21 protein-coding genes are annotated in these 19,946 nt (G+C 65.0%); 3 read left to right on the forward strand and 18 right to left on the reverse strand.

The window, feature by feature from the left end:
- Positions 1–63 precede the first annotated feature (63 nt).
- Positions 64–834, reverse strand: a complete 771-nt coding sequence (locus tag ACU0DV_RS21740; RefSeq protein WP_446240933.1) for a hypothetical protein — start codon at positions 832–834, stop codon at positions 64–66.
- A gap of 1,269 nt (positions 835–2,103) precedes the next feature.
- Here ACU0DV_RS21740 and ACU0DV_RS21745 point away from each other — a divergent pair.
- Positions 2,104–3,192, forward strand: coding sequence for a TRAP transporter substrate-binding protein (locus tag ACU0DV_RS21745; RefSeq protein WP_100929291.1), 1,089 nt, complete (start codon positions 2,104–2,106; stop codon positions 3,190–3,192).
- Between the two features lie 80 nt (positions 3,193–3,272).
- On the opposite strand, the gene ACU0DV_RS21750 is transcribed toward ACU0DV_RS21745, so the two are convergent.
- From ACU0DV_RS21750 to ACU0DV_RS21795, 10 genes are all read right to left on the reverse strand, one after another.
- A complete protein-coding gene (locus tag ACU0DV_RS21750) occupies positions 3,273–4,664 on the reverse strand; it encodes a TRAP transporter large permease (RefSeq protein ID WP_100929292.1) in 1,392 nt (463 codons plus the stop codon).
- Positions 4,664–5,239, reverse strand: coding sequence for a TRAP transporter small permease subunit (locus tag ACU0DV_RS21755; RefSeq protein WP_100929293.1), 576 nt, complete (start codon positions 5,237–5,239; stop codon positions 4,664–4,666). The genes ACU0DV_RS21750 and ACU0DV_RS21755 overlap by 1 nt, the downstream gene beginning before the upstream one ends.
- An 842-nt stretch (positions 5,240–6,081) precedes the next feature.
- Positions 6,082–6,945, reverse strand: a complete 864-nt coding sequence (locus ACU0DV_RS21760) for a transglutaminase family protein (protein ID WP_446240932.1) — start codon at positions 6,943–6,945, stop codon at positions 6,082–6,084.
- Positions 6,946–7,162: 217 nt separating this feature from the next.
- Positions 7,163–7,453: a hypothetical protein gene (locus ACU0DV_RS21765; RefSeq protein WP_446240931.1), complete on the reverse strand. Its 291-nt coding sequence runs from the start codon at positions 7,451–7,453 to the stop codon at positions 7,163–7,165.
- A 52-nt stretch (positions 7,454–7,505) separates the two neighbouring features.
- The gene (locus tag ACU0DV_RS21770; protein ID WP_446273597.1) at positions 7,506–7,970 is read right to left on the reverse strand and encodes a hypothetical protein; all 465 of its coding nucleotides are present in this window, start codon (positions 7,968–7,970) and stop codon (positions 7,506–7,508) included.
- Between the two features lie 103 nt (positions 7,971–8,073).
- On the reverse strand, positions 8,074–8,877 hold the full coding sequence (locus ACU0DV_RS21775; protein WP_254698122.1) for a transglutaminase-like domain-containing protein: 804 nt from the start codon (positions 8,875–8,877) through the stop codon (positions 8,074–8,076).
- Between the two features lie 351 nt (positions 8,878–9,228).
- Positions 9,229–9,606, reverse strand: a complete 378-nt coding sequence (locus ACU0DV_RS21780) for a hypothetical protein (RefSeq protein WP_100929299.1) — start codon at positions 9,604–9,606, stop codon at positions 9,229–9,231.
- 453 nt (positions 9,607–10,059) lie between these two features.
- The gene (locus tag ACU0DV_RS21785) at positions 10,060–10,533 is read right to left on the reverse strand and encodes a YHS domain-containing (seleno)protein (protein ID WP_446240930.1); all 474 of its coding nucleotides are present in this window, start codon (positions 10,531–10,533) and stop codon (positions 10,060–10,062) included.
- Positions 10,534–10,545: 12 nt separating this feature from the next.
- Positions 10,546–11,106 (reverse strand): pyridoxamine 5'-phosphate oxidase family protein, encoded by a 561-nt coding sequence (locus ACU0DV_RS21790; RefSeq protein ID WP_446240929.1) that lies wholly within the window; start codon positions 11,104–11,106, stop codon positions 10,546–10,548.
- Between the two features lie 7 nt (positions 11,107–11,113).
- A complete protein-coding gene (locus ACU0DV_RS21795; protein ID WP_446240928.1) occupies positions 11,114–11,578 on the reverse strand; it encodes a nuclear transport factor 2 family protein in 465 nt (154 codons plus the stop codon).
- A gap of 127 nt (positions 11,579–11,705) precedes the next feature.
- On the opposite strand from ACU0DV_RS21795, the gene ACU0DV_RS21800 reads away from it, so the two are divergent.
- The gene (locus ACU0DV_RS21800; protein WP_446240927.1) at positions 11,706–11,900 is read left to right on the forward strand and encodes a hypothetical protein; all 195 of its coding nucleotides are present in this window, start codon (positions 11,706–11,708) and stop codon (positions 11,898–11,900) included.
- Between the two features lie 153 nt (positions 11,901–12,053).
- On the opposite strand, the gene ACU0DV_RS21805 is transcribed toward ACU0DV_RS21800, so the two are convergent.
- From ACU0DV_RS21805 to ACU0DV_RS21825, 5 genes are read right to left on the reverse strand one after another with little or no spacing between them, the layout of a single operon-like run.
- Positions 12,054–12,824: an SDR family NAD(P)-dependent oxidoreductase gene (locus ACU0DV_RS21805; RefSeq protein ID WP_446240926.1), complete on the reverse strand. Its 771-nt coding sequence runs from the start codon at positions 12,822–12,824 to the stop codon at positions 12,054–12,056.
- Positions 12,825–12,829: 5 nt separating this feature from the next.
- Positions 12,830–13,636 (reverse strand): ABC transporter permease, encoded by an 807-nt coding sequence (locus tag ACU0DV_RS21810; protein ID WP_446240925.1) that lies wholly within the window; start codon positions 13,634–13,636, stop codon positions 12,830–12,832.
- Between the two features lie 7 nt (positions 13,637–13,643).
- The gene (locus tag ACU0DV_RS21815) at positions 13,644–14,492 is read right to left on the reverse strand and encodes an ABC transporter permease (RefSeq protein ID WP_370312297.1); all 849 of its coding nucleotides are present in this window, start codon (positions 14,490–14,492) and stop codon (positions 13,644–13,646) included.
- Between the two features lie 21 nt (positions 14,493–14,513).
- A complete protein-coding gene (locus ACU0DV_RS21820; RefSeq protein ID WP_100929306.1) occupies positions 14,514–15,668 on the reverse strand; it encodes an ABC transporter substrate-binding protein in 1,155 nt (384 codons plus the stop codon).
- A gap of 35 nt (positions 15,669–15,703) precedes the next feature.
- A complete protein-coding gene (locus ACU0DV_RS21825) occupies positions 15,704–16,858 on the reverse strand; it encodes an ABC transporter ATP-binding protein (protein WP_446240924.1) in 1,155 nt (384 codons plus the stop codon).
- A 117-nt stretch (positions 16,859–16,975) separates the two neighbouring features.
- On the opposite strand from ACU0DV_RS21825, the gene ACU0DV_RS21830 reads away from it, so the two are divergent.
- On the forward strand, positions 16,976–17,794 hold the full coding sequence (locus tag ACU0DV_RS21830; protein ID WP_100929307.1) for a helix-turn-helix transcriptional regulator: 819 nt from the start codon (positions 16,976–16,978) through the stop codon (positions 17,792–17,794).
- Positions 17,795–17,998: 204 nt separating this feature from the next.
- Here the strand turns inward: ACU0DV_RS21830 and ACU0DV_RS21835 are convergent, their stop codons facing one another.
- Together ACU0DV_RS21835 and ACU0DV_RS21840 are read right to left on the reverse strand one after the other, a co-directional pair.
- Positions 17,999–19,327: a TRAP transporter large permease gene (locus ACU0DV_RS21835; protein ID WP_100929308.1), complete on the reverse strand. Its 1,329-nt coding sequence runs from the start codon at positions 19,325–19,327 to the stop codon at positions 17,999–18,001.
- Positions 19,324–19,887 carry a TRAP transporter small permease subunit gene (locus tag ACU0DV_RS21840; RefSeq protein WP_100929309.1) on the reverse strand — a complete coding sequence of 188 codons (564 nt, stop codon included), beginning with the start codon at positions 19,885–19,887 and terminating at the stop codon, positions 19,324–19,326. Before ACU0DV_RS21840 ends, ACU0DV_RS21835 begins: the two co-directional genes overlap by 4 nt.
- Positions 19,888–19,946: the final 59 nt, after the last annotated feature.

Genomic DNA, 19,946 nt, shown 5'->3' on the forward strand with positions numbered 1-19,946 from the left:
CAACAATCGCCGCCTTCTCGAACCCATCGGGAACATTCCGCCCGCAGAGGCCGAGGCAAACTTCTACGCTGCTCGGGAAACATCAGGCATGGCCGCGTAACTAAGACAAATCAGCCTCCGGCAAACCCGGCGCGGTTCAACCTGGCCAAGCAAGATTTGAACGAGCAGCCGATGTTCGGCGCTGCCTGCAAGGATCTCGGAGGGCTGCATTGGCGCCATCCGGTCGAGGTCGGCGAGTGTCACTGTTCCGCCTTTCACGCAGCGCAGGAATGCAGTCCCGAGCTCGCCAATCTCCACGGCGAAAGCCTCTGCTAATGGAAGTGCGCGGTTCGTGCAGACTGCAATCGGGTTCCGATCATCGCCAAGTGTGATCAGGCCCATCTCGAACATCCGGGTGGCGTAGATGCCACCGAATGCGCCGCCCTTGTTGCGCAAGTAACGCTGGTCGACGTCCGTGTCCGGATCGGCCCCGATTGAAAAATCGATGATCGTCTCCGGATCGTTCGGAACGTCGTTCAGTTGCTTCTGCGCCCAGTCTATCCCGGCAACGCCCAATTCAGTCGAGCCTCGCGCAGCAATAAGGGCAAAGAGGGTTTCACAGCGCCGCTGGAACGCCCGGAAGGAAACAGGATCGGTGTTTCCTTGATCTCTTGCGTAAACTTCGAGCATCCAAACGAAGAACGAATAGTACCTGAAGCGAAGTGTGATAGTGCTGATCCCGGGCAGCAGGGACTGATAAATCGCTTCTATAGGGCGCTGCATTCCAAGGGGATCAAGGCCGCCATCCTGTCCAAGTTCAGTCCACTCCGGGAAGCCCGGCCCAAAATCCTTCATCTTCAATCTACCATCGAGAAAACCACGGGATGATGATGGCGGGAACCGAAAACGCACGCAACTACGAGTTGCCCGCTAGTGCCAGAGACCAACAAGACCTAAGACAACTCCAATCATGCCTATGATTAACGACCAGGCGCCAACCCAAGCTGGCACATACACATACGGGTCTCTGTGCTGAAGGTACCAGCACAGGACACGCCAACCGGTCACCAGTTCGACGTCCAGTCTTACGTTCGAGTTCACTTTGCCCAAGCGCAAGTGTTCACGGACATCGTAGTCGGCTAAGACAACTCCGTTTCCTTCCTCGTGTCCCAGCCCCACAAAATAGCCGCTGCGCCCATTATGTGTGACCTTTAAGAGAGTATGCCGGTCGGCCCCGAGCCGGTCCGAGCGAGAGAAACGAATGCGCCAGCGGCCGACATCGGCGTCAGGCGGCTTACGAATGACAAAATCTCCAGAGCTTTTTCGCATACAATCGACCATCCTGTGCTTCACCGCCTTATTTGAGAATGGTTGCGATAGCTCTGCGAGGCAATGTCGATCTAGGACAGAATAAGTGTATTGAATTTTTCGAGGGTGAAGCTTGGCCAAGGTCTCCTCCTGATCGGCGCGATCAACCTTCATCGATCTGAAGCTAACTATTTGTCACACATACCTATCGTCCGCTGTCTCTCCTCTTTCGGCCTTGGCGTGCCAGAGGCATGCTGCATGAGGAGACTGATGCCCGTTCTTGTGAGGTTGGGCAGCCGAGATGACTGCCCCGGCTAACGCGGAACGCTCTGCCGCTCCTCAGCGAAGGCAGGGAGTTGCGCTCCTTAACCGCACCAAACTCTTTGGATGAAGGTCATTCATTATGAAACTTTGTGTCAATAAGCTGTGCCGGTGGGACCAAAGCGAATTGAAAAGAAAAGAGTTTTTTAGATGCTGATAGGTAATGTCAGGTGGAGCGCCACAAGTCAGTGTGGCGTGCCACGCCAAATGACCTAACCGTCTCAAAAGGCCATTTTGCCTGAGAAGATGAAGAAACGGCCCCGGGGAGTACCCGAGGCCGTTTGCATGTCGCGCAGTGGCGATGCCTGGTGGCGCGGTCCGGGATCGGCAAGAAGAGCCGGAAAGGTATTGATGCGTTCTGCATTTCCATGACTGGGTAAACAACATGCTGTCGGCACTGGACTGTCTCTGCCCGTCCTGTATTGATGGCCGCCGAAGCGGTCCGGGTTTGTCCGGAAACCGTGGAAAAGACCTATCAAATCTGTGGGAGGAAACATGGATCGTCGTTCTTTCATTCGCCGTGGTGCCCTGGCAGGCGCCGGTGCCGCAGCGCTGGCCAGCCCGGCCGTCGCGCAGGACCGTATCACCTGGCGCATGGTCACCACCTGGCCGAAGAATTTCCCCGGTCTCGGTGTCGGCGCGCAGCGCCTGGCAGACCGGATCACCGCCGCCTCGGGCGGCCGTCTGACCGTGCAGGTCTATGCCGCCGGCGAGATGGTGCCGCCGCTGCAGTCGCTGGATGCCGTGATCGACGGCACGGCCGAGATGAGCCACGGCGCCGCCTACTACTGGCAGAACAAGTCCACCGCGCTGAACTACTTCACCGGCGTGCCCTACGGCATGACCTCGCAGGAGCTGGGCGGCTGGGTGCGTCACCTGGGCGGCCAGGAGCTGTGGGACGAGGTCTATGACCAGTTCGGCGTGCAGGCCTTCCTGTCGGGCAACACCGGCACCCAGGCGGGCGGCTGGTTCCGCGACGAGCTGACCGGTCTCGACAGCCTCAAGGGCGTGCGCTTCCGCACCCCCGGCCTCGGCGGTCGTGTCTGGGAAAAGCTCGGCGCCACCGTGACCAACATGGCAGCGGGCGAAATCTTCCAGGCACTGCAGTCGGGCGCGCTGGACGCGGCCGAATTCGTCGGCCCCTACAACGACCTGGCGCTCGGCTTCCATCAGGTGGCGAAGAACTACTACTTCCCGTCCTTCGTGGAGCCGGGTCTCGCGACCGAGCTGGTGGTGGACAAGGCCAAGTACCAGGAACTGCCGGAAGACCTGCAGGCCCTCGTCCGCGATGTCTGCCAGGCCGAGTACGACATGGTCGCCTCGGACTTCGTGGCGAACGACCCGCGCGCGCTGAAGACCCTCGTCGAGGAGCACGGCGTGCAGGTGCGCCAGTTCCCCGAGGAAATCCTCGAAGCAGGTGCCAAGGCGTCGATGGAAATCATCGCGGAGCTGCGCGACAGCGGCGACGAGATGACCCGCAAGGTCACCGAGCACTTCATCGAATCGCTGAACATGATGCGCACCCGTACCGAGGGCAACGACCTGAGCTTTGTCCAGGCGCGGGCGAAGTACTTCACCCTCTGAGCGTTTTCCGCTTCGGAAAAACGAAAGGGCCCGGACGATGTCCGGGCCCTTTTGCATGTGCGGCGCTGGTCGCGCCCGGCTCAGCCCGCGATGACGCTGGGCAGCCAGGTGACCACTTCCGGGAAGACGAAGAGCAGCGCAATCGCCAGGATCTGCAGCAGCACGAAGGGCATGATGCCCTTGTAGATGGCCGAGGTCGGCACGCTGTCGGGCGCCACGCCGCGCAGGTAGAACAGCGCGAAGCCGAAGGGCGGCGTCAGGAAGGACGTCTGCAGGTTCACCCCCACCATGACGCCCAGCCAGACCGGGCTGATGTCCATCGCCAGAAGGACCGGCGCGGTGATCGGGATCACGATGAAGATGATCTCGAACGTGTCGAGGATGAAGCCCAGCACGAACATGATCGCCATGACGGCGGCGACCGCCATCAGCGGACCACCGGGCAGGCCGGTCAGGAACTCGTGCACGAGGTTGTCGCCGCCCATCATGCGGAACACGACGGAGAAGACCGCGGCGCCGAAGAGGATGATGAAGACCATGCTGGTGATGGTGGCGGTCTGGATCGCCGTCTCGTGCAGGATCTTCAGCGACAGCTTCCAGCGCAGGGCGGCCAGCAGGGTGGCGCCCACTGCGCCCACGGAGGCCGCTTCGGTCGGCGTCGCGATGCCGCCGAGGATCGAACCCAGAACCGCCAGGATCAGCAGCAGCGGCGGCAGGAGCGCGGTGAATATCTCGCGCTTCAACCCGGCCTTTTCCTCGGGCGGGACGGGGGTTGCGGGGCAGCTTTCCGGGTCGGCGATGGCCTTGAAGATCACGTAGCCGATGTAGAGCACCACCAGCAGCACGCCCGGCAGCATGGCCCCGGCAAAGAGGTCGCCGACCGAGACCGGGCTGGGGGCGAAGTTGCCCTTGGCCATCTGCACCTGCGCGTTGATCCCCGAGAGCATGTCGCCCATGAAGATCAGCACTGTCGACGGCGGGATGATCTGGCCCAGCGTGCCGGAGGCGCAGATCACGCCCGTGGCCAGCGTCGGCTTGTAGCCCGCGCGCATCATTGCGGGCAGCGAGATCAGGCCCATCGTGACCACCGTGGCGCCCACGACGCCGGTGGAGGCCGCCAGCATGGCGCCCACGATCACCACGGAAATCGCAAGGCCGCCGCGCATGTTGCCGAAGAGCTTGCCCATGGTCATGAGGAGCTGTTCGGCGATCTGCGATCGTTCGAGCATGACCCCCATGAACACGAAGAGGGGCACCGCGACCAGCACCTCGTTGGTCATGTAGCCGATGTAGCGGTTCGGCAGGGAGCCGAAGTTGGAGGGGTCGAACACCCCATAGTACATGCCCACCAAGCCGAAGATCAGCGAGGTCCCCGCGAGGGTGAAGGCCACCGGAAAGCCCATCAGCAGGAAGCCGATGATGCCTACGAACATGAGGCCGGAGAGGAGTTCTCCGATCAGGACGGGATCCATCAGACGGCCTCCGTGGGATGGGTTGGATCTTCGGTGCGGGTGTAGCGGATGCGTTCGGGAACCAGGTCCTCGCGGCCCGCAAGCATCAGGATCGAGCGCAGGATCATCGCCAGCCCCTGCAATGCGATCAGCGCGGCGAAGACAAGGATGAAGGTCTTCAGCACGTAGAGCCCGGGCATGCCGCCGACGTTGGCGGAGCCTTCGCCGTAGCTCCAGGACCGCTGCACGAAGGGCCACGCGTAGGTCCAGACAACCCACATGGAGGGGAAGAGGAAGACGAGCACGCCCACCAGGTCGATCACCGCCTTCTTCTGCGGAGAGGCCGGGCGATAGAAGATGTCGACGCGCACGTGGTTGTCGCGCAAGAGCGCGTAGCCCGCGACCGCGGTGAACATCGCGCCGTTGAGCCAGATGTAGAGATCCTGCATCCAGACGTGGCTGACGGCGAAGACATACCGCTGTACCACGACGGTGAAGCAGACGAGCACGATGCCGACCGACAGCCAGGACACGACCGTCCCGACGAAGGCGTTGATCGCGCAGATGATGGCGGCCATGCGCCCGATGAATTTCACGCTGCGTCCTCCCTCTGAGGGCCGGGAAAACCACCCGGCGGTACGGCGTTCTATCCCGACCACAAGGGGGAAGTCCAAGCGGTCTCGGCCGGGAATGTCGCATTTAGGCAGGAAAAATGCGCAACTCCGGGTCTGTTGAGGGGGCTTGGGGCCTCGGTCCCTTGGCGAACCGGTCTGCCGGGTGCTTCGGGAGACCCGCGCCTGGTCCTGAGGGCGGAGGGGCCATTCTGCCGGCCCCTTGGCTCGAGTCGCCGGAGTGGCAGTTTCGCTGTGCATCGCGGCCATCCGTTCCCGAGGAAGGGTGGTGGACAATTTGCAGGGAGCGGACTTGCGGGGCCGTCGCGAGGTTGGCGGTCAATCAACCTCCGCATTTCGCCGCGGACGGCCCGAAGCCACAGCTCATCGCGTTTGTCGAAGGCGGCTGCTTGGCCAGCCACTGCGGGCATCGGCGTCCGCGTCTGATCTGGACGCCTCGCAAATAGGCTGAAGGCGTGCCCCTGCTTTCCCCAGCGGGAACCGAACGGTGCCCGTCATTAGGCAGGGTGCGGGGCAGGAAGCGGGGCGCGTTTTCCATCGTGTCGCACAACGGCCTCCGGGAATCGGGATTGATCGCGATTGTCAGGCACATGGCAATAAGATCGCCTGTGTCGATCACCAGCCCGAACCATAGGGCATAGGCAGGAGAGCCAATACCGATCATGGGGATGATCGCGCCGTCGCGACGATCATCAGGACGTTGCACACGAAGGGTTCAGGACTGTTCGGCATGTCCGGCTTTGCGCCGGGCTCGGTGTCACGCCCCGCCGCTTTTGCGCAATGCCCCGGTACGCGGACACTGGAACTCAGGTGCGCACATCCACCGTGACGTCAAGGCCGAGAAAGTCCCCGTTCCTGCCGCTGAAGCTGCCCGACACCGGCGAAATCTGGTGGATGTTGCGGGCCACTGCGACGGGGATCAGGTTGGCAGAGCCGACGGACCTGTTGGTCGGATCGAAGGGGATCCAGCCGGCGCCGGGGATGGAGACTTCGGTCCATGCGTGGGTCGCCCCCGTGTCCGTGGACCCGGCAAGCTCGCCGCCGGGGTTGAACCGGTAGCCCGAGACGAGCCGCGCGGCGAGGCCCAGGGTCCGGACCGCTTCGGCAAAGAGCACGGCGAAGTCGCGGCAGGTGCCCCAGCCTCGGTCCAGCGTCTCGAGCGGCCCCTGCGTGCCCTCGGTCTCCCGGCTCTGGTAGCGGATGTCCCGGGTGATCGTGTTGCTGATGTCCTTGAGCAGCGCCAACGTATCCGTCGGATGCGCCGCCACGAGGGACTCGGCCCAGTCGCGCAGGCGATGCTTGGCGTCCCAGTACTGCGGCGCCGGGAGCGCACCGAGATCGGTCACCTCGTCCGGTGAATAGGTGAAGGGATAGGATGCTGCCGAGGCGGCAATGGGAAAGACCGGCCAGACCGGCGCGCGCAGGTCGACCTCCATCCGCGCGGTGATCTCGAGCATACGCGCCGGGGTGGGGAAGACCGCCGAGGCGACGGCATTGCCTGCAACATCGTGCGACCAGTCGAGGACCGGCTCGGGCCGGATGTCGAGGGCGAAGGACACGAGGCTGAGGTCGCGGGTTTCCCGCGGGCGCAGCATCAGCTGGTGTCGTCCGAGGGCGATGTCCTGCCGGAACGTATAGCGCGTCACGTGGGTGATCGTCAGCTGGGTCATGGGGGCTAGGAGGTCCGGCTGCCGCGTTGACGCCCTGTCGAGACAGCGCTGCGGACGCCGCTGCGCCATTCGGTCTTGCCCTTGCAGCGCCTGCAGATGCGTTCGCCGAACCCTTCGCTGGGAAAGGTGCCTTGGCAGCACAGGCACTTGCGGTCCGCCTGGACGTCTGCGGCCGACCGCGCTGTATGGTCGTCCGACCGAGTGTCACGCGTTACGGTCATATGGCGTCCTCGTGGCGCGTCACGCCCGGTACGTCAGCGATGGCCCGCGTGATGAGCAGACGGATGCGCAGGTCCGAGGGGTTTTCGATCAGGCCTTCACGCTCCAGGAAGGAGTGCCATTGTTCCCTGACCACGGCGCAGTCGTGCGAGGGATCGGTGAGCATCTGGTGCGCAAGATCGTCGAGGTGCCCCCAGTCGTCCGCATTGTCGGGATGCGGGTCCGCCGCGGCGACGGCGGGCGCGCTCATGAAAAATCGGGTGTCGAGTGCGATCAGATCACCGGTCATTCCGGCACCGGCCCGCGGCCTGTCGGCGCGTTCAGGCGTGCGCGGACGGGTCTCACTCGCCAATGCCCGGGCGCGGGCTTCCCGGTCGCGGGCCATCCCCCACGGACATCGGGTCCGATGCGGAAGGCTGGCGCCCGAGGTGCGATGTCCGGCTTTGCCCGGAGGCGGGCGGAGACACACTGTAGAGGGTGCGTATCTCGGCATCCGAGACCCCGTCCGCCAGCATGATGAGCTGGATCATCGGGTCTGCAAGCATCTGCTCGACGAAGCGGTTGGGCAGCATGATCGGTGCACCCCCTGTGCGCTCTCGGCTTTGCCGCTCGGGTGTGTCCTTGCGATGTGCCTCGCGTGGCCTCAGGACGGAAACGGCAGAGAGCGTACCCCATTCCGGCGTCTCGCTGTCCAGCGGACAACAGAAAGGGTGCCCTGCGGAGGGGCGGGCGAAAGGAAACCCGGTGAGGGCCGGGAACCGATTCTTGAGGCCAGGGGAAATGACCGTGTCGCGTGGAAGGTCCATCAGGGAACTCCTTGAAGCATCGGGAAAGCAAACGGAGCCCGCACGCCCGGAGGGGCGGTCAGGCACTGGCATGCAAGGCGGAGGTCCTTTGACCGGGGTTCGGTCAGGGGGCGGGCACATTGCCTCCGGGCGTGTCGTCGACCTCATGGGTCCAGACCTCGAAGTCCGACAGCGTGCCCGGTCCGAAGATCTGCGTGAGCGGCACGTCCGCCGCGTCACGGCCGCGCGCCACCAGGATGCGCCCGGTGCGCCGCGTGTTGTTGCGGGGGTCGAACACCCACCACTGGCCGTCGAGATAGACCTCCATCCACGCGGCGAAATCGTCCGACGGGTGGGGCAGGGGCTGGCCGATCTCGCTCAGGTAGCCGGTGCAATAGCGCGCCGGGATGTTCATGCAGCGACACAAGGCAATCCCGAGATGGGTGAAATCCCGGCAGACCCCGTGCCCGCCGGCCAGCGTCTGCGCAGCGGTGCGGGTGGAATCGGCCTTCATGTAGTCGAAGGTGATGCTATCGTGCACGTAGTCGCAGATCGCCTGCACGCGGGACCAGCCCGGCGCGGCCTGGCCGAACAGCGCCCAGGCCTGCTCGGACAGCAGGTCGGTGTCGCAGTAGCGGCTGCCCAGCAGGTAGACGAGCGTGTCGAACGGCAGATCCTCGACGGCGTGTTGCTGCGCGTCGGGCGCGTAGGGGTCGGGCAAGCCTGTGTCGCGGAAGATCCCGTCGGTCGTCAGCGTGAACGCGCCCGCAGGGGCGATCATCCGGGTGCACCAGTTGCCGAAACCGTCGCGGTAGCTCTCGAGCGGAACGCTCGGTTGCGTCACGAGGTAATCCGCGCGCTCCAGGTCTCCGAAGCGGGAATAGTGCACGTTCAGCACCGCGATGACCGGCGTGGGTTGCGTCAGCATGTGGGTAATACGGCACCCGATGTGCATCCGCAGCCCGGGGCCGCGGTCTGTGGGCGCACGCCAGCGGGGATCATCCCTCAAGGCTGTAACTCCGTTTGGCCTCCGGAGAGGTCATTGATAGACGCCCGCGCTTCCCGGGTCGGGGAAAATGCGTGGCGAGGGGTGAAGTGTTTTCGGCACCGCACGATGCCAGGGCAGGATATGCGTGCCAGTGGCTGAGGCCCGTACCGTTGCCGGCCATCCAGGCAGGGACGCGGCTTGCGCGACCCTGATCCCTCATGTCGCCCGCCCGCGAGGCGCGGATCGCAGCGCGGGAAAGGCTGTCGAGCAGGAAGCCCATGACGCTGAGCATCACCCCTCGTCGACCTCGCTGAAGACCGGAGCATCGAGGTCGATGGCGGCGAGACAGGCCTGCGCAAGATCGCGATCAGGGCCGTCCGAGCCGGGCACCGTGGCCCAGCCGGCCTCCATCAGCGCATCCCTTTGTTGGTAGCGCGAGACATCTCGGATCGTTTCGAGCTTGGCCCCGCGCTGCGGATCCGTCCGGGCGATGTCGAGGCAGACGGGCACCATGGCCGCGGTCACGTTGTCCTCGGACATCTCGGCAGCTTGTTCCTGCGCTGTGCCGCCGGTCACCCAGCCGCCCCAGGAAAAGCCGACGATGGCCAGGGTCACCGCGCCGATAACGGCACCGTAGATGCCGGGCTTGAGCCATTCTGGTGCATTCATGAAAAGTCCTCCAGCGGAGAAAGCGCCGCGTCGCTCTGATGTCGTGGCAGATCGTCACCGGATGGCATTGGCGCGCGTGCCCAGATCGGCCGCGCGAAACGCGTCCGATGGTAGAAGCGCGACCCAGGCCCGGGTATCTCCCGAGGCGAGTCCCATGCGTACCGATGTCGTGAAAGAAGCGCCGCTCGTTGCGGCAAAACCTTTTCGGCCTGAAGAAGATATAGCCTGTCTTGGCTCGAATTACAACTGCCACGGTCAGTTGCCGGACTCTCAGGGCCGATAAATGCGCAGGAATGGTGGCCCGATGATGACGGTTGATGCATGGGCTGTGGCCGGGGGGAATGCCCCACGGCAAAGGTCATCGTGGCCCGCCAATCCCCTCCGGTCCGTTGGTCTTCGGTGCCCGAAGGCGATCCCGGGCCACGGCTTCGCGTCGCGGCCCGGGCGCATCGGTCAGAGGTCGCCGACAGGGGTGGTTGCGATCTCGGGCCACTTGGCGAAGGCGCCGGCGATCACGGCGTCCTTGTCTTCGAGGTACTTCTCGAAAATCGCCTCGTTCACGAAGAGGTAGAGCTTGCCGTCGACGATGTCGGCACAGCGCACGTCGCCGTCGAGCTTCTTGCCGACATAGACGCCAAACGCACAGAACCCGCCGAATTGCGGCAGCATCGCCGCCGGGTCGGCCTCGAACGCGGCCTTGGCGTCTGCCGTTGCGAAGTAGTAGTCGACGCCGTCATGCGCGACGGTGAACTCTGCGTCGCCGATCAACGGCGCGTCGGACCTGAACATCGACACCGGGTCGAAGCCGTGCATGCCCATCGGGTTGCCGGTCAGGGTCAGGCCGTTGGAGACGTTTACCTCGTCGGCGGCAAAGGCGGCCGGGGCGAGGCAGATGAGGGTCGCGGTCAGGAAAGCAGTCAGTTTCATGGGATGGTCCTTTCAATGGGGTTGGGGAAGAGGGATCAGGCACCGCGGCCGATGCGGGTGACGGCGTCGTCCGTCCACCACACGCCGTTGGCGACCATGCGGAAGTTGATGATGGCGGCGAGATAGCCGTCTCCTTCGGGCACCTTCGCCCTGCAGATGGGCTATCAGGGCCGGATCCTCGCCGATCGCGGCACGGCCCAGCAGCTTCAGGCGTTTCGCCCGGGCGAAATCCATTGCGGTGATCGCGACGCGATCGTTGCCGCGCAGGTTGCCGGTGCTGATGTACTGCCGGTTTCCGGTGTAATCGGCATAGGCGACGGTCTGCGGGTCGATGACCTTCAGGAAACCCGGTGCGCCGCCGCGGAACTGGACATAGGGCCAGCCGTCCTCGCTGACCGTGGCCTGGAAGATGCCGTCGCGGGTCTGCAGGAAGGCCGTCTCGCGCGCACCGAGGAGGGCGTCAGGCACGGGCGTGTCGGAAATCGCCTGCGCGTAGAGGCTGTCCGACCCACGCCGGCGTTGTTCCGCGCGGACGGCGGAGGTGAAGGCGATGCGGGCGTATGCGCTGGACATGGTCGCCTCACAACCCGAGGTCGGTGAGACCGGGATGCTCCGCCGGGCGCGGACCCTGCGGCCAGTGCATCAGGCGCTGGTCCCCGGCGATGGCAATGTCGTTGATCGAGGCGATGCGGTGGCGCATCAGCCCGTCTGGGGCGAAGTCCCAGTTCTCGTTGCCATAGGCTCGGAACCAGTCGCCGCCCGCGTTGCGATATTCGTAGGCAAAGCGCACCGCGATCCGGGTTCCGTCAAAGGCCCAGAGTTCCTTGATCAGCCGGTAGTCCAGTTCGCGCCGCCATTTGCGGATAAGGAAATCGACGATGGCGGGGCGGCCAGAAAAGATCTCTGCGCGGTTCCGCCACTGGCTGCCGGGCGTATAGGCCAGCGCCACTGTGTCGGGCTGGCGGCTGTTCCAGGCGTCTTCGGCCATGCGCACCTTCTGCGTGGCTGTCGTGGCGTCGAAGGGCGGTATCGGCGGGCGGCTCATCATGGTGTTCCTTGAAAGGGGGGCGCTGGGGCGCCCCTGCGGAGCGCCCCTTTACTAGCGTACTCAGGCGGCGGGCGAGTTCGGGGCGCAGGATCATCCGGCGCATCGCCTGGCCGCAGAACACAAGGTGCGCATCGTCGAGTATCTCGAACGGCTCTGCGCCGACGCCGGGCTGGCTGACCCGGGCAAGGTGGCGGAGCGGCTGGCGTTGCTGAAGGAGGGGGCGATTGCCACGGCGCATGTGCGCGGCATGCCGGAGGCGGCGCAACTCGCGAAGGAGATGGCGCGCCTCCTGATCGAGGACAGCCGCGCGCAGGGCTGAGGCGGGGCCGCCATGTGGGCCACACCTGCTCAGGCCGCGCGGTCCCATGTGCCGCTGCAGGCCGCCATCGCAAAGTCGTTGAAATCGGGCGTGGTACGATCATGGGGTCGCGCTTTCCCGGAATGGCAAGAGAAGGTGGGAGTGGGGGCTGCGCTAGAGGCACTCCCCACCGTCGATCACCAATGCCAGTCCCGTCACGAAGGCGGAGCGGTCGGAGGCGAGGTAGAGGATACCCTCTGCGATCTCCTCCGTGCTGGCCCAGCGGCCCATCGGGATCGTGTCGGAGACATAGCTCTCCAGTGCCGCGCGGCCGCCCATCTGGGTCTCGAACCCGGCGTTGAACGGCGTATCGACGAACCCCGGGCACAGGGCGTTGAAGCGGATGTTCTCGCGCGCGTAGTCGGCGGCCATCTGTTTCACCATGGCGACGGCGGCGTGTTTCGTCGTGGCATATGAGATCATCCCCCGGTCGAACTGCACGCCGGAGTTCGACGCCGTGATGATGACCGAGCCGCCGCCCTGCGCGCGCATGTGGGGGATGACAGCCCGGGCCGCCACGAAATGCGCCCGCACGTTGAGCGCCCATGCGGCGTCCATCTGCGCGGGGGTCACGTCCTCGGCGCGGCCGGCGATCTGGATGCCTGCGTGGCTGTGCAGCACGTCGATACGGCCATGATCCCGGACCACCCGGGCGATCTCGGCCTCGACCGCCGCGTCGTCCCGCATGTCGAGTGCGCGCGCAGCACCCTTGCCGCCCGCCGCATGTATCATCCCGAGCGTCTCGTCGGCCAGGTCCTGTTGCAGGTCGCTGACCACAACGAAGGCGCCCTCGCGGGCCATCGCGACGGCCCCCGCGCGCCCGATCCCCGACCCTGCGGCTGTCACCAGAGTGACCCGATCCTGCAACATGGCTTTCTCCTGCATGTGGATTATCCGCGGGCCCTGGCCTGTGACCGGCGCAGCAGAAGCTGGGCCACGATCAGTAGGGTCAGCGAGGCGATCATGACCATCGTGCCGATGGCGTTGATCTCGGGCGTGACGCCCCGGCGGATCGACGAAAAGACATAGATCGGCAGGGTCGTCTCGGCCCCGGCGACGAAGAAGGCGATGACGAAGTCGTCAAAGCTGAAGGTGAAGGCCAGAAGGAACCCTGCCAGCACCGCCGGGAGGATCTGCGGCAGCGTCACCTGCCGGAAGGTGCCGAAGGGTGTGGCCCCGAGGTCGCCGGAGGCTTCGATCAGCGCACCGTCCAGCGTCTCCATCCGGCCCCGCACCAGCAGCACCACCAGCGACATGGTGAACAGCCCGTGCGCCCCGATCAGCGAGCCCGCGCCCAGCGAGAGCTGCCACCCGGTCAGGGGGTCGAGCCAGGGATTGATCAGGTCGAACACGCTCACCAGCGCGATCAGTGTGGCGATCCCGATCACGATGCCGGGGATCATGACGGCGATCTGCACCAGCAGGTCGAAGGCGGCGCGCACCCGTCCGCGCATCCCCGTCAGGGCCAGCGCAGCCGCGGTGCCCACGAGGGTTGCCAGCACCGCCGACAGGAAGGCGACGCGCACGGACGTCCAGAGCGCCTCCATCACGAAGGGGTTGTTCAGCGCGCGCCCGTACCATTGAAGCGAGAACCCATCCAGCGAGGAGGCCGACCGCCCCGCCGAGAAGGAGAACAACGCGATGATGCCGATCGGCAGGTAGAGGAAGGCGTAGACCGCCAGTGCGTAAAGTCTCATGTCCGCCTCACATCAACGCGACATCGTCGCGGCCCGCGCCGAAGCGTTTCACAAGGCGGGAATAGATCGCGACCGTGATCAGCATGATGATCACCAGGGCCACCGCCACGGCCGAGCCAAAGGCCCAGTTGCGCGATTGCAGGAACAGGTCCACCAGCGCATTGCCGACGAAGAACACCTTGCCGCCGCCGAGGATCGCGGGGATCAGGAATTCGCCCATGAGCAGGATGAAGACCAGCATCGACCCGGTCAGCACGCCGGGCATCGACAGGGGCAGGGTGATCTGAAGGAAGGACCGCCACGGCGGCGTGCCGAGGTCGGCGGCCGCTTCGAGCAGGCGCAGGTCGAGTTTTTCCAGCGCAACATAGATCGGGAAGACCATCAGCGGCAGGTAGCCGTAGACGATCCCCACCAGCACCGCGAAGGGGCCGTTCAGCATCCGGATGTCCTCGAACCCGAAGGTCGCCAGAAGCGCGGGCAGACCCTTGCCGCCAAGCAGGAAGATCCACGCGTAGGAACGGATCAGGATCGAGGTCCAGAATGGCACGATCACCAGCACCAGGAGCATCGTCTTCCACCTGGGCGACACACGGATCGCCAGGAAATAGGCCAGCGGGTAGGCGATCAGCAGGGACAGGAGAGTGCCCACCGGCGCGAGCGTCAGCGTGTTGCGGAACGCCGCGAACCGCGCCGGAAGGTTGGCATATTGTTCGAGCGTGAAGCCCGGAGCGTAACCGCCGATGGCGCTGCGCTCGCCGAAGGAAAAGATCAGGACGACGGCCAGCGGCAGCAGCAGAAGGGCTGCATACCACAGCGCCGCCGGTGTCAGCAGCAGCGCCCTTGCGCGGCTTCGGATCATGGCCATCGTCCCTTGTCCTTACGCCGACTTGAACCGCGCCATGACCTCGGCCCGGTTGGGGTCGGTCAGCGTCACCGCGGCGCCGAACTCCAGCGGGGTCAGCGCCTCGGCGGCCGGGTAGAGGATCGGATCGTTCAGCAGCTCTTCGGGCAGCAGCGCGTTGGTGCGGCTGTCCGCTACCGGATAGCCGTGGGCCAGCGCCTCGCGGGCGTTCACCTCCGGATCCAGCAGGTAGTTGATCAGCGCGTAGGCCGCGTCCTTGTGCGGCGCGTCCTTCGGGATGGCGTAGTAGTCCGACCAGATCTCTCCGCCTTCCTTGCCGAGGGCAAAGCCGATCTCGGGCATGTCGGTGTTCAGCTGCTTGCCGTCGCCGGTCCAGCACATGGTCAGCCAGGCATCGCCGTTGCGCATCGCGGGCTGGTAGTCCGACGAAATCGCGTAGAGGTGCGGCTTGACCTCGATCAGCAGCTTTTCTGCCTGCGCCAGCTCCTCCGGGTCGACCGAGTTGAAGCTGAAGCCGTGATAGACCAGCGCGTTGCCGATGGTGGTCAGCTGGTAGTCATGCACCATGACCCGGCCGTCGAACTGGTCGCGTGCGCCGTCGAAGAAGGTCTTCCAGCTGTCCACCACGCCGCCGGTCTTGTCGGTGTTGAAGGCGATGCCGGTCGTGCCCCAGTTCTTCGGCACGGCATAGACGGTGCCGTCGATCGTGCCCGCGTCGGAGAACCGCGGATCGAAGGAGGCGGGATCGAAGTTCGGGATCTTCGACAGGTCCAGCGGCTCGATCAGGTCGGCCTCGACGTATGTCGGGATGGCATAGTTCGTCGGCACGAACACGTCCCAGCCGGAACCGCCGGCCTGGATCTTGGCCAGCATCTCCTCGTTCGAGCCGAAGACGTTGACCTGCGTGTAGGCGCCGGTCTCTTCGGTGAACATGTCGAAATTCGCCGGATCGTGGTAGTTCGGCCAGGTGGCCAGCACGACCCGGTCGCCGATGTCCTGGGCGCGGGCGCGTGACGGCAGCAGCCCGGGCAGAGCGCCGCCCATCACTGCCATCGCCGTCCCGAGGCCGGTGACGTTCAGGAAGTGCCGCCGCGTGACAGAGCCTTTCTGGTAGCGGCGCAGTTCCTCCATGAAGGCGGTGCGCGAAATCGGTTTATTTTCGTTTTTCATTTTCGTTTTCCCTAGTTGGACAAAGTCAGGATCACTCAGGTGTCGGCGGCAAGAACGAGGCCCGTTCCCGCCGGCCAGAGGACATGGACCATTGCGCCCACGTCGTGTTCGCCCACGGCTCTTGCGGCCTGTCTTGGCGCGTTGACCTGCAGCGAACCGATCCCGTCGGCTTGCAGCAGATATTCGGTTCTGTCCCCCAGGAAGGTGCGGTGCGTGACTCGGGCGGGGATCGCCGTCGCGTCGCCTGCGGGCGCGTCTTCGCGGTTCAGGCTCAGCGCCTCGGGACGGACGGCGATCTCGGCGGTCGTGCGGGTGTCGTCGGGCGCGTCCCGCACGATGACCCGGGCGCCGTTGCCAAGCACGGCCTGCGCCATGCCCCCCTGCCGCCCGGTGATCTGGGCCGTCACGATGTTGGCCTTGCCGACGAAGTCCGCGACGTAGCGGTTGCGCGGTCGGTCATAGAGGTCCTGCGGCGTGCCCACCTGGGCGATGCGCCCATGCCCCATGATGCAGATGCGGTCCGACATGGACAGCGCCTCTTCCTGGTCGTGGGTCACGAGGACGAAGGTGATGTTCAGGCTGCGCTGCAGCTCCAGCAGTTCGCGCTGCATCTCGCCGCGCAGCTTGGCGTCCAGTGCGGCCATCGGCTCGTCCAGAAGCAGGATCTGCGGTTCGTTGATGACGGCGCGGGCCAGCGCCACGCGCTGCTGCTGCCCGCCCGAGAGTTCCCAGATGCGGCGCGCGCCGAAGTCCTCCAGCCGGACACGGGCGAGAGCGGTTGCGACCTTGTCGGCAATCTCGGCCTTGGACAGGCGCGGGCGCACCTGGCGCAGGCCGTAACCCACGTTCTGCGCAACGGTCATGTGCGGAAACAGCGCGTAGTGCTGGAACACCATGTTGACCGGGCGGCGGTAAGCGGGCACCGCGCTGACATCCTTGCCGTCGATCAGCACCGCGCCCGAGGTCGGCTGTTCGAATCCCGCCAGCATCCGCAGCGCCGTGGTCTTGCCGCAGCCCGACGGGCCGAGAAAGGACAGGAACTCGCCCCGCCGGATGCGCAGGTCGATGCGGTCGGCGGCCAGCACGTCGCCGAACCGCTTGGTCGTCCCGGCGAATTCCGCCACCGCGTCATGGGAAGACACCTGCGTGCCATCTGCTGTGAACGGTTCCTGGATCATCGTCTTCTTCATGCCGCCTGTCCGTTTGGCCGCTTCTCTCCGAAAGGTCTTGCGCGCCGTGGCATATGCCTTCAATTTTCAAAACGGTATGAAAACGGCCTGTGGCTGTATATATCACAAAGGGCATAGATGGTCGCGAAACTGCAGCTTTCAGATTGGGTCGCCGCCAGCGCCGAGGTTGTCCTGGCGCTCGACACGCCGCGCTTTGCCAAGGCGCTGACGGATGCCCTGCGGTGCGTGGTTCCGTTCGAATTCACCGTGATCTTCGCCTATCACCGGGACAGCCGACCGCTTGATATCTATGATAATTTTCCACCCGGGAAACGCGAGGTCATGGTCGATGCCTACCAGGAGGGGCCATACCTGCTCGATCCGTTCTACCTGCATTCCGTCGCGCCCACGGCCTCGCGGCTGGCGCGGCTGCGCGATCTTGCGCCGGACCGGTTCTACCAGGCGGAATATTTCAGGAATTACTACGTGCAAACCGGACTTGCCGAAGAAATAGGCTTTATCGTCGATGTCGGTGAGGGGGTGAGCGTCGTGATTTCCGCCATGCGGGAACACAAGGTCTTTTCGTCGCGCGAGTTCCGCGATCTGCAGGCGGTCTTTCCCTTCGTCGAGGTCTGCGCACGGCGGCACTGGCACGGGCTGGCCGCGAAATTCTCGGACCGTCCGCATTCCGAAGAGCCGCGCCTGTCCCGGCTGATCGAGGAGTCCTTCCAGCGCTTCGGGCGCAATCTGCTGACCCCGCGCGAAGCGGAGATCGTCGAATACACGCTCAAGGGTTATTCCGCCGAATCGACGGGCGCCGCCCTCGGGATTGCCACCGGCACGGTGCGGATTCACCGGCGCAATATCTACGGCAAGCTGGGTGTCAGCTCTCAGGGCGAGCTGTTCTCCAACTTCATCTCGTCGCTCGACGAATATGGATCGGTGCGCGAGACCTGAAGCGGACGGGGCCGCGCAGACCATTGCCGTCGGCGGCCTTTTCCGGTGGTAACATGACTTTCGAAGGGTCATGGGTCTGACTGCGGAGGAAGTCTTGGCCGGAAAGGCGGCCAAGGCGGGGCGACCTGACATCCTCGGAACAATGCACGCGGTCGGTGGCAGGCGGGTGCAGGTCGTGGCACTGAACGCGCAGTCCGCCCGCGGTTACAGGAAGAGCGTCACCGTCACCGGGGCGAGGGTCACGAGGACCAGAACCAGCAGCATCACGGCGATGAACGGCAGGGTGGCGGCAAAGATCTGTTCGACCGACACGTCGGGATCGTTCAGCGTGTTGTGCACCGTGAAGACGGATATGCCGAAGGGCGGTGTCAGCAGTCCGATCTCCACCGCGATGACCGTCACGATCCCGAAGTGCATCAGGTCGAGCCCCATGTTCTGCGCGATGGGGGCGGCGATGGGCACCATGATCAGCAGGATCGAGGTGCTGTCGAGGATCATCCCCATCAGCAGGATGATCGCCGCGTAGAAGAAGATGAACCCCAGAGGCCCGAACCCGGAGTCCGACACGAGCCCGGCGATGGCGTTGGGCAGACCGGCGATGGCCAGCATCCGCGAATAGAACGACGCCGCGATCAGGAGCAGCAGGATCGAGACGGAGATCACCCCGGTCTGCTTCATCACCTGCCACAGCTTGTGCCGGTCGAGGCTCCGGCGGGAAAGGGCGACCACGAGTGCACCGAAGGCGCCGACGCCACCCGCCTCGGTCGGGGTGAAGAACCCGGTGTAGAGCCCGCCCAGCACGAGGATCACAAGCAGGATGATGGGGATCATCTTGCGGATCATCTCGTCCAGCGGCATCGGCGTGATCTCGCGATCCAGCCGGCGGGCGCGGGTGCTGTCGGGATCGGTCAGCACGAACTTCGGTGCGACGATGGTCAGGCCGATCAGCATGACGACGAATCCGCCCGCCAGCAGCAGGCCGGGGATGATGCCCGCGATGAACATGCCGCCGATGGAAACCTCGGCCAGCACGCCGTAGATGATGAGCAGGAGGCTCGGGGGGATCAGCATCCCCAGAACCGACGACCCCGCGACGGTGCCGGCGGAAAAGGCCGGGCGGTAGCCGTGGCGCGTCATCTCCGGCACCGCGACGCGTGTGAAGACCGCGGCAGAGGCGATGGAGACCCCGGTGACGGCGGCGAAGACGGTGTTGGCGGCGACGGTGGCGACACCCAGCCCGCAGATCATCCGGCGAAGCAGTTCCTCCGCCACGGCGAAGGTGTCCCGCCCGACGTTCGAGACGCTGACCAGTAATCCCATCAGGACAAACAGCGGGATGGTGGCGAAGAGGTAGTCGGCGATCCCGGAGTAGGCGGTCAGCTCCAGCATCCGGAAGGCCAGTCCGATGTTGTCGCGGATGATCCAGATACCGACGAAGGCGACGGAAAACAGCGCGTAGGCGATCTGCATCCCCAGAAGGACAAGCGCGATCAGCACCGCGATAAGGATGAAGCCGATGGTCAGGGTGGTCATTGCGCGGCCTTCATCGTTTCGAATTCCCGCGTGACCCGGTAGAGGGCCGCGAGCGTTGCCGTTGCGGCGCCCAGCACGGTGATCCCGCGGAAGGGCCATGTGGGGATCGTCCATACCCCCTGGACGCCGAAGAACTCGGCCGTGGTCCAGGCGGAGGTGAACTTTGGCCACGACGCCCAGACGACCAGCGCGAAGACGACGGCGCCGGTGATGCAGAACAGGATCTCGAGGACGGAGACCGCGGCGGGCGAGGTGCGCCCGATGCGCCGGACAAGGAAATCCGCCCGGGTGAGGCGGCGTTGCAGGATGGCTGCGGGCACCTGAAGGAACACGATGGCGACGACGGTGCGGGCGGCGATCTCCGACACTCCGGTGATCGGCAGGTCGAGCAGGTTGCGCCCGATGACATCCGCCACGATCAGCAGCATCAACGCGCCGATGGCGGCAGTGCCGATTGCCGACATGGCCGCCGCAAGACTGCCGAGCGCAGCACCCAGCGGAGACTCGGCAAAGGCCGGGACGAACTGGTCTTCGGTATCGACGGGGCTGTCGTCGCTCATGAATGCCTGCCTTTGCAGTAGGGGTCAGCCCGACCTTCCGGGATCGGGCTGACAGGGAT

This window comes from Sagittula sp., assembly GCF_052825245.1.

Coding starts and splice junctions, on each gene's coding strand:
- ACU0DV_RS21810 (WP_446240925.1), bottom strand. CDS start 13,636: ATGAGACTTTACGCACTGGCGGTCTACGCCTTCCTCTACCTGCCGATC.
- ACU0DV_RS21805 (WP_446240926.1), bottom strand. CDS start 12,824: ATGCAGGAGAAAGCCATGTTGCAGGATCGGGTCACTCTGGTGACAGCC.
- ACU0DV_RS21770 (WP_446273597.1), bottom strand. CDS start 7,970: ATGGACCTTCCACGCGACACGGTCATTTCCCCTGGCCTCAAGAATCGG.
- ACU0DV_RS21765 (WP_446240931.1), bottom strand. CDS start 7,453: ATGACCGGTGATCTGATCGCACTCGACACCCGATTTTTCATGAGCGCG.
- ACU0DV_RS21820 (WP_100929306.1), bottom strand. CDS start 15,668: ATGAAAAACGAAAATAAACCGATTTCGCGCACCGCCTTCATGGAGGAA.
- ACU0DV_RS21750 (WP_100929292.1), bottom strand. CDS start 4,664: ATGGATCCCGTCCTGATCGGAGAACTCCTCTCCGGCCTCATGTTCGTA.
- ACU0DV_RS21835 (WP_100929308.1), bottom strand. CDS start 19,327: ATGACCACCCTGACCATCGGCTTCATCCTTATCGCGGTGCTGATCGCG.
- ACU0DV_RS21740 (WP_446240933.1), bottom strand. CDS start 834: ATGAAGGATTTTGGGCCGGGCTTCCCGGAGTGGACTGAACTTGGACAG.
- ACU0DV_RS21745 (WP_100929291.1), top strand. CDS start 2,104: ATGGATCGTCGTTCTTTCATTCGCCGTGGTGCCCTGGCAGGCGCCGGT.
- ACU0DV_RS21780 (WP_100929299.1), bottom strand. CDS start 9,606: ATGAATGCACCAGAATGGCTCAAGCCCGGCATCTACGGTGCCGTTATC.
- ACU0DV_RS21775 (WP_254698122.1), bottom strand. CDS start 8,877: ATGCTGACGCAACCCACGCCGGTCATCGCGGTGCTGAACGTGCACTAT.
- ACU0DV_RS21840 (WP_100929309.1), bottom strand. CDS start 19,887: ATGAGCGACGACAGCCCCGTCGATACCGAAGACCAGTTCGTCCCGGCC.
- ACU0DV_RS21830 (WP_100929307.1), top strand. CDS start 16,976: ATGGTCGCGAAACTGCAGCTTTCAGATTGGGTCGCCGCCAGCGCCGAG.
- ACU0DV_RS21785 (WP_446240930.1), bottom strand. CDS start 10,533: ATGAAACTGACTGCTTTCCTGACCGCGACCCTCATCTGCCTCGCCCCG.
- ACU0DV_RS21825 (WP_446240924.1), bottom strand. CDS start 16,858: ATGAAGAAGACGATGATCCAGGAACCGTTCACAGCAGATGGCACGCAG.
- ACU0DV_RS21795 (WP_446240928.1), bottom strand. CDS start 11,578: ATGAGCCGCCCGCCGATACCGCCCTTCGACGCCACGACAGCCACGCAG.
- ACU0DV_RS21760 (WP_446240932.1), bottom strand. CDS start 6,945: ATGACCCAGCTGACGATCACCCACGTGACGCGCTATACGTTCCGGCAG.
- ACU0DV_RS21790 (WP_446240929.1), bottom strand. CDS start 11,106: ATGTCCAGCGCATACGCCCGCATCGCCTTCACCTCCGCCGTCCGCGCG.